The organism is Hymenobacter sp. DG25A (assembly GCF_001280305.1).
In the GTDB taxonomy this organism is placed as follows: Bacteria; Bacteroidota; Bacteroidia; order Cytophagales; family Hymenobacteraceae; genus Hymenobacter.
Genome location: NZ_CP012623.1, coordinates 1,508,078 through 1,523,578, shown reverse-complemented (window position 1 = coordinate 1,523,578; position 15,501 = coordinate 1,508,078). Strand labels below are relative to the sequence as shown.

Genomic DNA, 15,501 nt, shown 5'->3' with positions numbered 1-15,501 from the left:
GGCTTAGGATACAAGTTGATACATGCGCTGACGCTGCACCTTAATGTTATCATCGGCCAGATACTCTTCATAATGCATGCGGCGGTCGATGATGCCATCGGGCGTCAGCTCAATAATACGATTTGCTACGGTTTCCACCACCTGTAAGTCGTGGGAGGCAAAGATCAGCGAGCCATTAAACTCCTGCAGGGAGTTGTTCAGGGCCGTGATGCTTTCCAGGTCCAAGTGGTTCGTGGGGTCGTCCATTACCAACACGTTGCCGCCTTCCATCATCATTTTGGACAGCATGCAGCGCACCTTCTCGCCACCGCTCAGCACGTTGGATTTCTTCTGCGACTCTTCACCGGAGAACAGCATGCGGCCCAGGAAGCCCCGGATAAAGGATTCGTCCTTCTCCACGCTGTACTGGCGCAGCCAGTCCACCAGGTTCAGGTCAGTGTCAAAGAACTTCTCGTTTTCCTTGGGGAAATAGCTGGGCGTGATGGTGGTACCCCACTTAAAGGTGCCGGTTTTGGGCTGGGTCTGCTCAAACAGGATGTCGAAGAGGAGAGAAGCGGCCCGGTCATCGCGGCTGATGATGGCCACTTTGTCTTTCTTATCGAGGGAGAAAGACACGTTGCGGAAAATCGTCTGCCCGTCTACCGAGGCGCTCAGGTTTTCTACCGTGAGCAGCTGGTTGCCGGCTTCGCGTTCAGGCTTGAAGGCTATGTAAGGGTACTTGCGCGAGGAAGGCTTGATTTCTTCCAGGGTAAGCTTCTGCAGCAGTTTCTGGCGCGAAGTAGCCTGCTTGGACTTGGAAGCGTTGGCCGAGAAGCGGCGCACAAATTCTTCCAGTTCCTTGCGCTTGTCTTCGGTCTTCTTGTTGATATCCTGGCGCTGGCGCAAAGCCAGCTGCGACGACTCGTACCAGAACGAGTAGTTGCCGGGGTACATGGTGATTTTAGAGAAGTCCAGATCGGCCATGTAGTTACACACGGCATCCAGGAAGTGGCGGTCGTGGCTGACCACGATAACCGTGTTCTGGAACGAATCGAGGAAGTTTTCCAGCCACAGCACGGTTTCCGCGTCCAGGCCGTTGGTGGGTTCGTCCAGCAGCAGTACGTCGGGGTTGCCAAACAGAGCCTGCGCCAGCAGCACGCGCACCTTGTCGGAGGTGCCCAGGTCGCCCATCAGGGTAAAATGCTTGTCTTCGCCAATGCCCAGGCCGGAAAGCAGCTCAGCGGCTTCATACTCGGCATTCCAGCCTTCCAGGTCGGCAAACTCGCCTTCCAGCACGGCGGCCCGCTCGCCGTCGGCGTCGGAGAAGTCGGCTTTAGCGTAAAGGGCGTCTTTTTCCTCCATCACCTTCCACAGGCGCGTGTGGCCCATAATCACGGTCTGGAGCACGGGGGAGGCATCGTAGGCAAACTGGTTCTGCTTCAGTACCGACAAACGCGCCCCCTTCGGCATATCCACCGAGCCCGTGTTGGGCTCAATCTCGCCGGAAAGAATCTTCAGAAAGGTAGACTTACCCGCACCGTTAGCCCCAATGAGGCCATACACGTTGCCGGGCATGAATTTGATGGTTACATCTTCAAACAATACGCGCTTTCCATAGCGCAAGCTCACATTGGTGGTACTGATCATATAATGGGAAAGACTAAAAGCAGAAAAATGGACCGGTGAGCCTGCTGGCGCTTAACGGCCCGCAAAGGTACGAAAAATTGCCCGCAGAAGAGCTAACAAGCCCAGCTTCAGGTCCTAAGAAACACGGCTTCCCTCTTTTTTGCTCCCTCACTGTCAGGTGTTTGCTAACCGCCCGTGTTTCAGGCGGCTACCGCCGAAAATTCTGGGTCGATGACACAACAACCACACAGTGAAAGTAGTATAGTAAAAAGCCTTTATTGCCAGCGCTCCATTGCCCGGAATAGGTGAGGTATCGGTGGCAGGCGCGTTTTCATAACCCTTCCATCTGTTTACACTTCCTGTTATGAGCGATGTTCGGATTACACCGGAAAACAATGGGGTTCGGTATGGCCTGTACACGGCCGCGGCTATGTTGATTTACTTCCTCATTGCCACCTTGCTGGGGTACGCCGACCGGATTGAGCTGAGCTACCTGAATGCGCTTATTCTGGCCGTGGGTATCTGTGCCGCTATTGCCCGCTTTAAGCGCGCCCGCGATGGGCGCATTGCTTACCTGCATGGCTTTGGAACGGGTATTCTCACCGCTATTGTGGCCTCCGTAGCGTTTGGCTTCTGCTTTATAATTTACGTCATTATCAACCCAAACCTGATGGAGCAGCTGCGGGCCAGCGACTTATTCGGCTTTGACTTATCGGTGACCATAGCTTTCCTGGCCATTATCCTGCAGGGGGCCATGTCAGGGGTCATTATTTCCCTGATTGCCATGCAGTATTTCAAAAGCCCCGACCACATGCCTATGGAAGGAGTGGAGTAGGGCTACGGTCGGCTTACTCTTGAAACCGCTTCCGGTCCGGGAGCGGTTTTTTTATGGATTGAGCGAGTCAATTCGTGAAAATAAAATATGGTTTAACCTTTTTAATTTTAAATTTTATTTATATTTTTAGTTGTCCGCTCAAGGATGAGTTTAGGAACTTATCTGCCCGCCAGACTCGTTAGGAAGCACCTATTGCATCCAAATTTTTCTGCTCTTTTTACCACCGTTATGAAGGCCCTATTGTTTTTTCTGGCGCTGATGTGGAGCGCTGCCGGCCAGGTTTCGGCCCAATCCAGCGACCGGCTCGCGGAGCTGCCCACACCCGCCAATAACCGGATGCTACACCTGCGGGCCATTATCCTGACCCGGGACATGAGCCGCACACTACAGCTGAATGCCAGCCAGTATGAGCGGCTGCGCGTTATCAACCAGGCGCGCCTGGCCCGCCAGGATGAGATTCTGTGGCTGTATCAGGATGATCCGGAGCAGCAGCGGGCCCGGCTATCGGAGCTGGACCTGTACTATGAGCAGCAGTGCCGCCGCATTCTGACGCCGGCTCAGCTGGATCAGTTTATTCAGGTACAGCAACCCGCCGAGCCCGAAACCGACCCCCATGAAAATGGCCTCGGATAATCACACGCACTTAAAATAAAAAAGGCGGCTCCCTATCGGAGCCGCCTTTTTTATTGTCCCCAATGGCTACTGAGCAGGCGCCGTTGGAATAATGACTTCCGAAACCCGGCCCAGGGGGTCAAAGCGGAGCGTGAGCTGCGCGCTGTTGCCTGCCGGGCGGTTGGGGGCACACTGAGCGCCCGGCTGCACATAATAAAAATATACTTTCTCCGTTTGGGTGGAAAGCTCCAGCCGATCTGGCCGGCCCAGGAGCTGCTCCACGGCGGCCGTGCGGGCTCCGTAGAGCTTTTCCCGTCCTTTCTCCAGCGCCGCCAATTGGGCGCGCCGCTGGTCCTGGCAGGCAAAAGCATCGTTGCGCCAGGCAGCCGCATCAAAACCGGCAATGGCTGAAATATCGTGTCCGCAACTGCTAAGCAGAAAGGTACCCGGAATCACAAAAGCAAAAATATATCGATAGGCCATAGGGAACCAAGAACAGTTTCCCCGACGTTGGGGAGCCATCCGGCGCTAAAATACTATTTTTGTATTCCTTGCGTTGACTCCTAACTCTGACTTCCGAAGCTCTGCCGTTTATGCGCTCCATGCCCACTGTCTTCGCCAGCCTGTTTTTCTCGCTGCTTACGCTTTCCACCTCCGTATCGGTTACGGCTACTGAAACAGCTGCCTACAAGCCTTCCCGGGGTAATAAAGGCGAGCTGAGCGACGCCCGCCGGATGATGTACTTGGCCGCTTTTGAAGAGGATGTGGTGCGCAGCTATGTTGCCGCACGCTTAACGACAACTGGCCTGCAGCCCGCAGTATACCGCAAAGCATTGTTAGGATATTACAATTTACAGCAGCGCAACCCTTCCTCACCGTTGCGCCCGGTCCTCACTATTATCGATTTCAGCCGGCCCAGCTCCCAGAAGCGCCTGTGGGTAATTGACCTCGAGCACAACCGCCTGCTGCATCATACCCTGGTAGCGCACGGCAAGAATACCGGCGAAAACATGGCCCGCACTTTCTCCAACCGGCCCGGCTCGGAAATGAGCAGCGTAGGCTTTTTTATCACCGGCCCTACCTACACCGGCAAACATGGCCTTTCGCTGAAGCTGCGCGGGATGGATGCGGCATACAATTCCAATGTAACGGACCGGGCCGTGGTGGTGCACGGCGCCGACTATGTAAGCGAGCAGTTTGTGCGGCAGCACGGCCGCCTGGGCCGCAGCCAGGGTTGCCCGGCCTTACCGGCTAATCAGTCTTCGGCCATTATTCAGGACATTAAGCGGGGCACGGTTATTTATGCCCATGCGCCGGAGCAAGTGGAGTACAGCTCCAACTGGCTCACCATTGATTCGGCCCTTTCCTTTTTTGCGCAGCAGCGGGGTCTGGCCACCGGCAGCTAATCAGTGATTAGCTGAAATGAAAATAAAAAAGCCCCTGACACTGCGTCAGGGGCTTTTTTATGAATGTATAATGGGCTTGGTAGCCAGGCTAAGCCCGGTCTCCGGTGGCTTTTACCAGGTTGATACCGGCAAAGAAGAAAATCAGGCCGATTACAAAGGGAACAATAGAGTTAAGCTTACCGAGGGCTACTCCGGCAATTTGCAGGAAACCCAGCGCGCCGTAAATAATGCCCACAATTCCCAGAATTGTGAGGATAGCGCCAAATGTGCGTTTCTGGTTCATATGCTGCTTCGTGTTTTGTTAAAGAAGGAGAGAGGATATACCGGAGGGAATCCGGCACTAGGGTAAGCCTGATACGATAACGGTAAGAATTTGGCTGTCTGTGGGCCCTGAAAATGCGCCGTAGCCCCGGGCAACCCTGTTGCAGGCTTCTCGTTACACTGGGCATAACCGCACTTTAGGTATGTGCGGCATCCACTTTTTCGACATTCATCACCACCCATCATGAGAGGAAGCTTTCGATATCTGATAGCCCTGGTTGTTGCAGGGTTTTCATTTATTACCTACTACTGCAACCGGCAAACCAACCCCGTAACCGGCGAGGAGCAACACGTGAATCTGAGTACGGAGGATGAAATTGCCCTCGGCCTTAAAGCAGCACCGGAAATGGCGCAACAATACGGCGGCCTGCACCCCGATAAGCAGGCACAGGAGGCAGTCAGCCGCATTGGGCAGGCTATTGTGCAAGGGTCGCCGGCCTCCCGCTCGCCCTACAAGTTCAACTTCTATCTGCTGGCCGATGAGCAGACCATTAACGCCTTTGCGCTGCCCGGCGGGCAGATTTTCCTGACGGCGGGGCTGCTCAAAAATCTGAAATCAGAAGGCCAGGTGGCCGGCGTGCTGGCGCACGAGGTGGGCCACGTAATTCAGCGCCACTCCGCGGAGCAGTTGGCCAAAACGCAGCTCACCCAGGGCTTGGCCGGCGCCGCCGGCATTGCTGCCTACGACCCCGACCGCCCCGGCGGGTCCATTGCTAACGCGGCCATTGCCGCCGCAATTGCCAAGGTGGTTTCCCTGCGCTTTAGCCGGGAAGATGAGCTGGAAGCCGACCGGGTTGGCGTAGACTATGTGAGTGATGCCGGCTACGACCCCCGCGCCATGCTGCAGGTAATGCAGGTGCTGGAGCAGGCCGGCGGCGGTGGCAGCGGCCCCGAGTTCATGCAGACCCACCCAAACCCCGGCAACCGGGAGCAGGAGATTCAGCAGGAAATTAAGGAGCACTTCCCCAGTGGCGTGCCCGCAGGCCTCAAGCCCTAGAATCAACCCATATCCCACAGCGGCCGACCTTCTGGGTTGGCCGTTTTGGTTTACGGGCATGGCCTGATCTGACTACCTTTGCTTTCTGTACCTTTTTAGTTGATTTCCCGTGCTATTCAAGTCCGTGCTGTTTGTGCTCAATCCCATTTCCGGGGATATTGAAAAGGAAGGACTGGAGCAGAAAATTACTGCCTACTGCATGGAGCATGGCCGCGAAGCCAGCTTCTTCCATACCAGCGGTCAGAACGACCTGGCGGCACTGCGCCAGCACCTACAGCAGCACCAGCCAGAGGCTGTATTTGCCGCTGGTGGCGACGGCACCGTGAGCCTGGTAGCTGAAGACCTGACCGGCACCGACACCCTGCTGGGTATTCTGCCCCTGGGCTCCGGCAACGGCCTGTCCAAAGACCTGCAGATTCCGCAGGACCCGGAGCTGGCCCTGCGCCTGATCTGGGAGCATGAGGTGCGGGTAATAGATACGCTACGGGTAGGCGGGCACTTCTCCGCGCACCTGGCCGATCTGGGATTTAACGCGCTGGTAGTAGAGCGCTTTACCAGCGGCGATACCCGTGGCCCCGGCGCCTACGTGCGTATTGCCATGCAGGAATACCTGAGCTATGAGCCGGCCGAGTTTGTGGTTGAAACTGACCATGAATCCTTTAAAGGAAAAGCCTTTATGCTGACGGTGGCCAACGCCAACACGTTCGGCAGCAATGTGGTCATCAACCCCGACCGCCGCATGGACGATGGGCAGTTTGAAATCTGTGTGATTGAGCCCTTCCCGGCCGCCGCCGCCCCCGGTATCCTCTACCGCTTGTATACCGACAGCTTTGACGCTTCCGTGTATACGCACCGCCTGAGCTGCCGCTGGGCCCGGGTGTGGGTCCCAGGCCAAACCGAGGCTCTGGTGCAGATTGATGGGGAGCCCATGAGCCTGCCAACCCCCATTTACATTGAAATTATTCCGCGGAGCCTGCGTGTACTGACGCCTGTGCCGGCGGAACATATATAGGCAACACCCCGGCGGCCAGAAGCTGCCAGCGGAATGGCTCCTGGGCTTCGGTTGAATTATCTATGGAAGAGCCGGGCTCCAGCGTGCGAAGCCACACCTCCCCATTAGCGTAGTACTCCAGGGCAAAAAAACCTTTGTGCTCGTGCGTGAAGGCGGCCTGGCCCCCGGGCTGTACGAAAGCAGTTTTGCTACCCGAGCCACTCACCAGGTAATGACTCCCGTAGCGTTGAAAATACTGCAGGTTGTGGTCATGGCCAGCGGCGTAAACCAGGTTGGGGAACTGACGCAGCACGCGCAGCAAACGCCGCCGCATGTGGCGGTAGCGCGGATGCGCCATATCTTCCTCGGCCCCAATCAGGGTGCGGTAGAGGGGGAACAGAGAGCCCAGAACAGGCAGGGGAATGTAGGCTTTCTTGTGCAGCGCCGTCAGCGGAAACATGTGCTGGCGGGTAGTGAAATTGCCGCCGTGCTGGGCATTAGAATACAAGGGATGATGCCCGGCCACAATAATGCGCTGGTGCTGATTTTCCCGGAGAATATGCAACAACTGCTGAAAGGGCGTACGCTCATCGGAAGAGCAGCCATCCGGCACGCCCTCGGGGCGGCGGCCATGCTGCACCCACCACTGGGTGTTTAAAACCACTAATAACAGGCCGGGAGCCAGCTGCAAGGTTACCGGGCCCTGGCACCCGTGGGGCGGCAGGTAGTGCGCCTGGGGCAGCCATTGAGCTACCAGTTCCTCCTGCCGGAGCAGGTATTCATAACCGTCGGGGCGGCCTTTGTTCCAGTCGTGGTTGCCGCTGAGGTACACCACTTTGCCATCGTAGCCTTTAAATACTTCCAGCTGGCTGGCGAGGCGCCGCTCGGCGGCGGGCCGCCCGGGGGTTTGCTGAGGCGGAATACCGGTGGGGTACACATTATCGCCCAGCACGACTACCCCGCTGGCGGGGCCGGCGGTTTGCACCCAGTTATGCAACAGGCGCAATACCGGGTCGGTGCCATCGGTGGCTACAGCGCCCATATCACCCACCAGCGCCACGCGGTATAGGGGTTCAGTAGGAGGAAGGTGTTGCTCCCAGCCACGGAACAGGTGGCTTACATAAGGCCGCCGCCGAAACCGGCGCTCCTGGCGGAAGCGTGCCAGCAGCCACACCAGCAACAGCGTGACAACGGCCAGGAACACATAAGCAGCAACTGATTGCACAGCAATAAGGAATAAGTACAAAGGCTATACGCAGCCGGCCCGGTGCGCGGCTGGTCCGGGAGATATCCGGCTAGAAATTAGGCGCCGTAAGGTTCTTGAAATGCCCGTTCAGCTTGACACGCTCCTTCAAACGCTCGGTTTCCAGTACCACGGGCACAATCTGCTCCAGGTGTTCCAGCAGTATCTCCTGCCGCTCATGCTCACTGGTAGAGCTCAGCAGCTGGTATTCCTGCTCCGTGCTAAAGCCCACATGGTGGCCAACATCATAGGTGCGATACCCGGCCGGCAAATCCATAAACAAGCGGTGGAGGCCCAGCGCCTGGTACAGCTGCTTAATGTAAACCGTAATGCGTGTTTTCAGGAATTCGTCGGGGGCGGGGTCATCTACCAGGTCTTCCACTTTACCGGCGGCGTAGAGCTTGCCCGGGGCCTGGCGGTAGAAATCCCGCACACGGAAAAGCCCCAGCGCCTCGGTGCGGATATCCATTTCGCCATTCGGATATACTTTCTCCACGTCCAGCAGCCGCATCTCCGTGCCCAGCTCCTGCACCCGGCTATCCAGGTACGGAGTAATGCCGAAGGTGAGGTTTTCCTGCAGGCAGTCGTGTACCAGCTCCCGGTAGCGGGGCTCGAAAATGTGGAGGTTGAGCTTTTCGCCCGGAAAAACAACCAGATTCAGCGGAAAAAGGGGAAGCAGGCGAGGCATAGGAAGGCAGCGGTGAAGAAGAAGCGAAAAGTACGTAAACCTGCAGCGGCTCCGGTAAATGCGCTAATTTCGCCCCAAGGGTACTTTGCGTGCCGGAGAATAGTAAACCGACGGACCTTGACTGAGTTTTCAAATAAATGGCGGCAGGCCCTGCGTATCGGCCTGCAGGTAGGAGCATCCATACTGTTGACCACGGTGGTGTGGGTATTGCTGTACCGCTGGGTGGCGCCCCCGGCCACCTGGCTGATGCTGGAGCGCCGGGCCCACCGCCCCGCCGGCAACTACCAGGGTCTGGTAGACGACCGGGAAATCCGCTACTCCTTTGTATCAATGGAGGAAGTGTCGCCGCAGGTGCCGTTGGCGCTGGTGGCGGCCGAGGATCAGCGTTTCCTGCAGCACCATGGGTTTGATATGGATGCCATTACCCAGGCTGCCAAGCGCAATATGGGCGACGGCAAGCGCCTGGTGGGCGGCAGCACCATCACCCAGCAGGTAGCCAAGAATGTATTTCTGTGGAATGGCCGGAGCTACCTGCGCAAAGGCGCCGAAGCCTATTTTACCGTGCTGATTGAGGTGCTATGGAGCAAGCGCCGCATTCTGGAAATGTATCTGAACGTGGCGGAAATGGGCGACTGTACCTTCGGGGTAGAAGCCGCCGCGCAGCGCTACTTCCATAAATCAGCTTCCCAGCTGAGCAAAGCCGAGGCGGCACTGCTGGCCGGTATTCTGCCCAACCCGTTGCGCTTTCGGGCCAGCAACCCCGGTCCGGCGGCCCGGGCCAAGCAATACCGCGTGATGCGCAATATGCGCCGCCTAGGCGGGACGCGGTTTGTGCAGCAGGTGCTGGAAGAGTAACCGCCGTTGGCTTTAGGAGCGAGGCTTCGGCCCCGTGGGAAGTCAAAAGAGTAGTAGTTTTCGATATCGATGATATAACCCCCAAGTCCGGCCTCATGAAGAATCGTGTACTGCTTTTTGCCTTGCTGCTCTGTTTCTTTTCAGCCTGCGTAGCCAGCCGCCCAGCGGCCATGCGACAGGATATTGAGAAAGTGCTCAGCACCCAAACCGCCGCCTGGAACCGGGGCGACGTAGCCGGCTTTATGCAAGGCTACTGGCAGTCTGATTCCCTGGTGTTCATTGGCCAAAAAGGCCTCACCTACGGCTGGCAGCCTACGCTGGATAACTACCGCCGCAGCTACCCCGATGCCGCGGCTATGGGCCAGCTCACGTTTTCCAACCTGCACATTCAGCCCCTGAGCAGCACGGCCGCCCACGTAATTGGCAAGTGGCACCTGGCCCGCCCCAACCTCGGCGACTTGGAAGGCCATTTCCTGCTGGTGATGCGCCGCCTGAATGGCCACTGGGTTATTGTGGCCGACCACTCCAGCTAGTCCTTCTCCACAGTAGGCGCTGGTTTGGTGCCGCCCTGGTTCTGCGCCTCGGTGGGGTCCTCGGAGGTGGCCTGATCCTTCTCCTTTTCTTCCTGCACGGCCGCAATGGTTTCGGTGAAGATGAGGCCGGCGCTGGCGGCATGCTTGGCGGCCTGCACGGTGTCCTTCACCAGGAGCATTTCCACCTTGTCGCCCCGCAACTCTTCGGATACTTTCTCTACAATAGCGGCGCGGTCGGGGCGCTCTACATCCCGGATGTAAATGGCCAGGATGCGGCCCGGGTGCCGGCGTACCACCTCGCGGTAAATATTGGCGTCTTCCTGCCCGCTGTCGCCTACCAGCACAAAGGGCAGGGTAGGATAGGTCAGCAGCAGGTTGTCAATCTCATGTAGCTTGTGGCTGTGATGCGAGGAAGCCACGCCGGGCTGCTTGCCCGCCAGGACCATATCGCGCAGCAGAATAGGACCGGCCGGAATTTCGTTGAGCTCCAGAAAGTCGTCCAGCAGGTCGTATAAATTCCAGGGGCTGCTGCTTACGTAGAAGAAGGGGTTGTTGCGCTTGCCGTTACGGCCCAGCTGCAGCGCCCGGTAGAACTCGGCCACGCCCTCAAACGGCATGCGCGAACGGGCATTGCGCAGCAGCACGATGCGCGCCATACGCAGCAAATCGGTAGCGGACGTCTGTATAACGGTATCGTCCAGGTCGCTGATAATGCCATATTCGGCATCGGGTGGGGGAATGAGCACCCGGGCCGTGGCGCTGAGGCCAGCCACCGGCGCCGGAATGCTGGCGGGCGGGGCCACCAGGCGGATATCCACCGGGTACCATAGATAGTTTTCCGGCTCGCGCAGGCTTTTAGGCGCCAGATTCAGGGTGAAATACCCTTCCTCATCCGTTACAATGGTGTGGGAGGTGCCGTCGCCGGGCTCAATGCTCAGCTGGGCGCCCGGTATTTCGGTGCTTTCGAAGCGCTGGTACATATTCACCAGGTTGCGCCACCGGGAGTCTGTATCGGTGGGTTCCGCCAAGGATTTATCGGCCAGCATTCTGCCTTTCACATACAGGCGCTCCGGCGTGCCATAGCTGCGGTAGGGCACCAGTTGCAAAGGGTCCAACAGGCCCAGGCGGATGCGCGCGGCCAGCGCCACGTCGTCAATATGCTCGGCCAGGTTGCCAATACGGTTCAGAAAGGAGGCCATTCGAAGAATATTCAGGGGTTACGATAAACCCGATACGGAAAGCAGCAAAGCCGGGGTTGCAAAAAAAGGACTGGCGAACCGCGCTATGCAGTCCGCCAGTCCTTTAGAGTTAGGCAAATGAGGGGGGCAGGCCGCCTTACAGGATGCGCTTCAGCTCCTCAAAGTTATTGTTGTCTACGGTGCGGCCCTTGCAGTTCAGCTGGGTGGCTTTGGCCTCAATAGCCTCAATACGGCTGCCGGGGTCGGGGTGGGTGCTCAGGAATTCCGGCTGGCTAGCGGAACCTTCGGCTTGCGCCTTAATGAAGAAGCCGGCGGCGCCGTCGCAGGCATAAATGGTCTTGTTCAGGTACACCACGGAGTAGTCGTCGGCTTCCCGCTCATAGTCGCGGCTGAACTTCAGCTGACCCAGACCGGCGGCTATTTCGGCCAGCTGGTTAGGGTTTTCGCCCAGCACCAGGCTCAGCAGCACCGAAATGCCGTATTGTTGCTGCAGGGATTTGGAGGTGTGGCGGCGGTCGGCGTGGGCAATTTCGTGGCCCAGCACGCCGGCCAGCTGGCTTTCATTATCCAGGAACTTAATCAGGCCAGTGTACACGTAAATGTGGCCGCCGGGCGTAGCAAAAGCATTCTGGATATTGTCGTCTTTGATGATTTTGACATCCCAGGGAAACTCGTTGCGGTAGGTCAGCTCACCGGAGTTCAGCACGCGGTTAACTACGCCGTCCAGCAGCTGGTAGGCGCGCTGATTTTTTGTGTCGGTGCGGGCCAGTAGCTGGCCTTTGGCTGCATACGTGGAGTCGGTTTGATGAGCTACTTTCTCACCCAGGGTCTTGTCATCTTCCACGGAGAAAAACAGCCGGTCGCCGTTGGCATCCTTCGTGCAGGACGATGCCCCCATGGAAAATACCAGAGCCAGCAACAAATAAGGGGTACGCAATAATCGACGCATGATGCAATAGGAAAAGGAGAATGATAGGGACAGTTCGGAGGCGCTGATGAAAAAACGGTGCCAGAAACAACGGCCTACGATACGGCCGGCTGTGGCGCCATGTTGCCAAAAACCGGTTTTCGACGCCTGTGGCGGCGCAGTAGGCTGATTCTCCGGCTGGTAATTTTTATGCGGCTGGCATAGGAAGGGCTGAATTCAGGCTCATCGTCAGCTTAAAAAAGGGAATACGCTGACTGCCGGCATTACCGCAATGAGCCAGGGGCTGGCCTCTGTAAAACCAGCCTCCGTTACTTTTCAGGGCTGTTTGCGTACAGCAGGAACCGCGCTATCTATTTCTTCCTGCCCGGTTTTATCCTTAGCTCATGCCTACAACTGATGCCCAACCCCGGCTGAAAATCAAAAAGAAGTACCTCCTGGCCGAGGAAGAAGCCCATGTACTTTATAAAAACCCGGCCCGGCAGGCAGAACTGGCCGGGCTGCGCTATTACAACGATACTCACCCCGGCCTCACGCGCCGCACTACCCGGGCGGGCAATTTTACTTACCACGATGCCAGGGGCCAGAAAATAACGGAGGAGAAAACGCTGGCCCGCATCAACGGCTTCGTGATTCCCCCGGCCTGGACGGATATTTGGATAGCACCCACCGCCACGGCCCACCTGCAGGTAACCGGGCGCGATGCCAAAGGCCGCAAGCAGTATATCTACCATCCGGCCTGGGACCACGCGCGCAGCTTCACCAAGTTCAGCCGGCTGCAGGCATTTGGCGAGAAGCTGGCCGACCTGCGCCAACAGCTACACAAGGACCTGGCTCGCCCGCAGCTAGATAAGCGCAAGGTTATTGCCCTGGTGCTTTCCCTCATGGACCAGTCTTTCATCCGCATCGGCAGCCGGGAATACGCCCGCAAAAACAAAAGCTACGGCCTCACCACCCTCCGCGACCGGCACGTGCAGGTGGCCGGGGCTGAGGTGCGGTTTAAGTTTGTGGGCAAGAAAGGTGTGGCGCACGATGTCCTGATTCAGGACCGGAAGCTGGCCCGCCTGGTGCAGAAGTGCAAGGAAATTCCCGGCCAGCACCTTTTTCAGTACTACGACAGCGAAGGCAACCGCGTGGAAGTAGAATCAGGGGACGTGAACGGCTACCTGCGGGAGGTTACCGGCCTGAGCCTCTCGGCCAAAGACTTCCGCACCTGGGGCGGCACCGTAAAAATGGTGGAATGCCTGGAGGCCGTGCTGAACGAGCATCCGGAGTTTCCCAAGCCCAGAACCCTGAAGCATGCCGTGAAGGAAGTGGCCCAGAACCTGGGGAATACCCCCACAGTGTGCTCCAAATACTATATCCACCCTCAGGTGGTAGACCTGTTTAACTCCGATAAGCTCCTGGACTACCTGCGCCGCCACGACGCCGACCCCGCCGAAAGTGACCTGCTCACGCCCACCGAGCACATGGTGCTGCACATGCTGCAGGAACTGGGCCCAGCCGCTGCCGGCGGCAAATAACCTCGTTACAAAAAGCAAAACTAGTTAAGAGCCTTCCCGATCATAGGCGTGCATCTTAACGCCTTTGGTGGTCTTATCACGGGTGCTGGGGCCTTTGGTCAACTCATTATCCCGCTTGGTGTCGTAGTAGAAAGTCTTCTTGCCCCAGCCCCGCACCCTCGATTTATCAATAACTACATCAGGCTTAGGGCCGCCATAGATGTCTATCCGGATGCCGCGGTTCACCTCTCCGCTGAGCTCAAAAACGTCCTGGCCACCCAGACCATGCAGGGTCAGGCGTTGGGTTTCATCGGTGCGGAAGGTGCGCTGGTAGCACAGGCTGTCGGCGCGGTACTTATCCTCTTTATCGGTGATGCGGTACATGCTCACGCGGGTGGTAGTGTCGCTGAGGCGCTCCACCAGAAACCGCTCTGGCTTGTCGGTGCCGGGAATGGTGACGTGTTTGGCCAGCAGCTTGTAAAAGGTATTGGCGGCCTGGGGTAAGGCCGCCCGCCGGGCCTGCAGGGCCTGCTGCGTGTGCTGGCCTTCCAGTGCATACACCGGCGGAGGAAAGCGGTGAAGTGCGGTAGTTATCACGGCATCGGTGAGGTGCTGCTGCAGGTAGGCGGCCTGCTGCTGAAACTGGCTCCGCGTTACAGCATGCAGGGCGCGGGCATCAATAAACCGGGCATTTTTCACCAGTCCCTCAATGTCTTCATACCGCGGCTTAAACGTGCGGAACTTGCGTATTGCCCAGCGCCGGCTGGCCAGGTAGGGCAGCAGACCATCATCAAAGCGGTAAAAAACCTGGTCCCGGTCTTTAGGTACGGGCTGATAACGGGTGCGGCCCTTCTCTTCATAAACAGCCCATTGCCACTGGCCTTCGTGCCTGTCCCAGTCGCCCAGCCAGATATCAAAAAGGCGGGCCCGGGCAAACTGTACTTCATCTATCTGATGTGTGGGGTCGTCGTAACGCTTTTCCAGCATATCCTCGGAGTCTACCAAATCAGTGGCCTTCCCGAATGATGGGTCGAGGTTTTCCTTGCCATCCTGCCTTTCTTCCAGCAAGGTAACTTTGCCCTGAAACCGCTTGGAAAAGGGCCCCAGGGTGGTATCGGAGGCGGCTATGTAAAAAGGCAGGGGGGTGGTATGCAGCAGCCCGGCCGCCTGGGCCAGCGGCGGTACTACAAAGGCCGCATACGGGTTGCCGGCCGAGGTCTGGTCGCGCACCAGGGTAAGCAGAAAAGTTTTCCGCATCACCTTGGGTAAGGTTTTAAAAGGGTCTTTATCTAAAGTGCGCAGCACATAGCTGCGGCCATTGGCGGCATCCAGCGTGAGGCTGGATGTTTGAAATCCGCCGCCCATCTTGCCTGGCTTCAGGGTGGTGCCCGGCACGGCCGTGCGCAGGCCCAGCACGGGCATAGCTACGGGCATGGCCCACACGGGGCGGTAGTGCTTGCCCAGCAGGGCATTGTGCAGCGCCCCCCGCTGGTAGTGGCGGCCGGCCGTAACCCAGGCACTATCCGGCCCAAGCGGGCGCAGGCTGGCGGCATTGGGTACCCGCGCATCCGGCTGAAAATAGGGCTGGCGTGCGCAGCCCATCAACACCAAAAAAGAAAACAGAGAAACGCGGTAGGTAAATGGCATAGAAGGCGAAAAACGCAGTTGGTATCCTCTAACGCAACTTTCGCCGAAAAGTAAACCTCAGCAGTGGGCACAACCGCCGTGCCCGTGTTACGGTATACACTCAGCGGCCATTTCATCTGCTGCTTTTCTCGCTTCAAATCTA

The 15,501-nt window shown here is 57.6% G+C and carries 16 protein-coding genes; 8 read left to right on the top strand and 8 right to left on the bottom strand.

Features of this window, described 5'->3' with window-relative positions; translation table 11 throughout:
- Nucleotides 1–3: 3 nt before the first annotated feature.
- Nucleotides 4–1,626: an ABC-F family ATP-binding cassette domain-containing protein gene (locus AM218_RS06600; RefSeq protein WP_054412976.1), complete on the bottom strand. Its 1,623-nt coding sequence runs from the start codon at nt 1,624–1,626 to the stop codon at nt 4–6.
- Nucleotides 1,627–1,969: 343 nt separating this feature from the next.
- Here AM218_RS06600 and AM218_RS06595 point away from each other — a divergent pair, with 343 nt between their 5' ends.
- Nucleotides 1,970–2,440: a DUF4199 domain-containing protein gene (locus AM218_RS06595; protein ID WP_054412974.1), complete on the top strand. Its 471-nt coding sequence runs from the start codon at nt 1,970–1,972 to the stop codon at nt 2,438–2,440.
- Between the two features lie 228 nt (nt 2,441–2,668).
- Nucleotides 2,669–3,073, top strand: coding sequence for a hypothetical protein (locus AM218_RS06590; protein ID WP_054412972.1), 405 nt, complete (start codon nt 2,669–2,671; stop codon nt 3,071–3,073).
- A 66-nt stretch (nt 3,074–3,139) separates the two neighbouring features.
- Here AM218_RS06590 and AM218_RS06585 read toward each other — a convergent pair whose 3' ends face one another.
- Nucleotides 3,140–3,535 carry a hypothetical protein gene (locus tag AM218_RS06585; protein WP_054412971.1) on the bottom strand — a complete coding sequence of 132 codons (396 nt, stop codon included), beginning with the start codon at nt 3,533–3,535 and terminating at the stop codon, nt 3,140–3,142.
- A gap of 110 nt (nt 3,536–3,645) precedes the next feature.
- Between AM218_RS06585 and AM218_RS06580 the strand changes: the two genes are divergently transcribed.
- A complete protein-coding gene (locus AM218_RS06580) occupies nt 3,646–4,458 on the top strand; it encodes a murein L,D-transpeptidase catalytic domain family protein (protein WP_054412969.1) in 813 nt (270 codons plus the stop codon).
- Between the two features lie 88 nt (nt 4,459–4,546).
- Here AM218_RS06580 and AM218_RS06575 read toward each other — a convergent pair whose 3' ends face one another.
- Nucleotides 4,547–4,741, bottom strand: a complete 195-nt coding sequence (locus tag AM218_RS06575; RefSeq protein ID WP_044513557.1) for a hypothetical protein — start codon at nt 4,739–4,741, stop codon at nt 4,547–4,549.
- Between the two features lie 222 nt (nt 4,742–4,963).
- On the opposite strand from AM218_RS06575, the gene AM218_RS06570 reads away from it, so the two are divergent.
- Nucleotides 4,964–5,776, top strand: a complete 813-nt coding sequence (locus AM218_RS06570) for a M48 family metallopeptidase (protein WP_197274028.1) — start codon at nt 4,964–4,966, stop codon at nt 5,774–5,776.
- A gap of 109 nt (nt 5,777–5,885) precedes the next feature.
- Entirely contained in the window at nt 5,886–6,788 is a 903-nt protein-coding gene (locus tag AM218_RS06565) for a diacylglycerol/lipid kinase family protein (RefSeq protein WP_054412967.1), read from the top strand.
- Here the strand turns inward: AM218_RS06565 and AM218_RS06560 are convergent.
- Together AM218_RS06560 and AM218_RS06555 are read right to left on the bottom strand one after the other, a co-directional pair.
- On the bottom strand, nt 6,736–7,992 hold the full coding sequence (locus tag AM218_RS06560; protein ID WP_082318301.1) for a metallophosphoesterase family protein: 1,257 nt from the start codon (nt 7,990–7,992) through the stop codon (nt 6,736–6,738). The two genes, AM218_RS06565 and AM218_RS06560, sit on opposite strands and share 53 nt — an antisense overlap.
- Nucleotides 7,993–8,062: 70 nt before the next feature.
- Complete coding sequence (locus AM218_RS06555) at nt 8,063–8,698, bottom strand: LON peptidase substrate-binding domain-containing protein (protein ID WP_054412964.1); 636 nt, start codon at nt 8,696–8,698, stop codon at nt 8,063–8,065.
- Between the two features lie 117 nt (nt 8,699–8,815).
- On the opposite strand from AM218_RS06555, the gene mtgA reads away from it, so the two are divergent.
- Both mtgA and AM218_RS06545 read left to right on the top strand, forming a co-directional pair.
- Nucleotides 8,816–9,553 (top strand): monofunctional biosynthetic peptidoglycan transglycosylase, encoded by a 738-nt coding sequence (mtgA, locus tag AM218_RS06550; RefSeq protein WP_054412962.1) that lies wholly within the window; start codon nt 8,816–8,818, stop codon nt 9,551–9,553.
- A 95-nt stretch (nt 9,554–9,648) separates the two neighbouring features.
- A complete protein-coding gene (locus AM218_RS06545) occupies nt 9,649–10,086 on the top strand; it encodes a YybH family protein (RefSeq protein WP_054412961.1) in 438 nt (145 codons plus the stop codon).
- Here AM218_RS06545 and AM218_RS06540 read toward each other — a convergent pair.
- A complete protein-coding gene (locus AM218_RS06540; protein ID WP_082318100.1) occupies nt 10,083–11,285 on the bottom strand; it encodes an App1 family protein phosphatidate phosphatase in 1,203 nt (400 codons plus the stop codon). The two genes, AM218_RS06545 and AM218_RS06540, sit on opposite strands and share 4 nt — an antisense overlap.
- Nucleotides 11,286–11,421: 136 nt before the next feature.
- Nucleotides 11,422–12,234: a M48 family metalloprotease gene (locus AM218_RS06535; protein WP_054412959.1), complete on the bottom strand. Its 813-nt coding sequence runs from the start codon at nt 12,232–12,234 to the stop codon at nt 11,422–11,424.
- A gap of 362 nt (nt 12,235–12,596) precedes the next feature.
- Here AM218_RS06535 and AM218_RS06530 point away from each other — a divergent pair, with 362 nt between their 5' ends.
- Nucleotides 12,597–13,733 (top strand): DNA topoisomerase IB, encoded by a 1,137-nt coding sequence (locus AM218_RS06530; RefSeq protein ID WP_054412957.1) that lies wholly within the window; start codon nt 12,597–12,599, stop codon nt 13,731–13,733.
- A 24-nt stretch (nt 13,734–13,757) separates the two neighbouring features.
- Here the strand turns inward: AM218_RS06530 and AM218_RS06525 are convergent, their stop codons facing one another.
- Nucleotides 13,758–15,359 (bottom strand): hypothetical protein, encoded by a 1,602-nt coding sequence (locus AM218_RS06525; protein ID WP_054412956.1) that lies wholly within the window; start codon nt 15,357–15,359, stop codon nt 13,758–13,760.
- Nucleotides 15,360–15,501 lie beyond the last annotated feature (142 nt).

Coding starts and splice junctions, on each gene's coding strand:
- AM218_RS06600 (WP_054412976.1), bottom strand. CDS start 1,626: ATGATCAGTACCACCAATGTGAGCTTGCGCTATGGAAAGCGCGTATTG.
- AM218_RS06595 (WP_054412974.1), top strand. CDS start 1,970: ATGAGCGATGTTCGGATTACACCGGAAAACAATGGGGTTCGGTATGGC.
- AM218_RS06590 (WP_054412972.1), top strand. CDS start 2,669: ATGAAGGCCCTATTGTTTTTTCTGGCGCTGATGTGGAGCGCTGCCGGC.
- AM218_RS06585 (WP_054412971.1), bottom strand. CDS start 3,535: ATGGCCTATCGATATATTTTTGCTTTTGTGATTCCGGGTACCTTTCTG.
- AM218_RS06580 (WP_054412969.1), top strand. CDS start 3,646: ATGCGCTCCATGCCCACTGTCTTCGCCAGCCTGTTTTTCTCGCTGCTT.
- AM218_RS06575 (WP_044513557.1), bottom strand. CDS start 4,741: ATGAACCAGAAACGCACATTTGGCGCTATCCTCACAATTCTGGGAATT.
- AM218_RS06570 (WP_197274028.1), top strand. CDS start 4,964: ATGAGAGGAAGCTTTCGATATCTGATAGCCCTGGTTGTTGCAGGGTTT.
- AM218_RS06555 (WP_054412964.1), bottom strand. CDS start 8,698: ATGCCTCGCCTGCTTCCCCTTTTTCCGCTGAATCTGGTTGTTTTTCCG.
- AM218_RS06545 (WP_054412961.1), top strand. CDS start 9,649: ATGAAGAATCGTGTACTGCTTTTTGCCTTGCTGCTCTGTTTCTTTTCA.
- AM218_RS06540 (WP_082318100.1), bottom strand. CDS start 11,285: ATGGCCTCCTTTCTGAACCGTATTGGCAACCTGGCCGAGCATATTGAC.
- AM218_RS06535 (WP_054412959.1), bottom strand. CDS start 12,234: ATGCGTCGATTATTGCGTACCCCTTATTTGTTGCTGGCTCTGGTATTT.
- AM218_RS06530 (WP_054412957.1), top strand. CDS start 12,597: ATGCCTACAACTGATGCCCAACCCCGGCTGAAAATCAAAAAGAAGTAC.
- AM218_RS06525 (WP_054412956.1), bottom strand. CDS start 15,359: ATGCCATTTACCTACCGCGTTTCTCTGTTTTCTTTTTTGGTGTTGATG.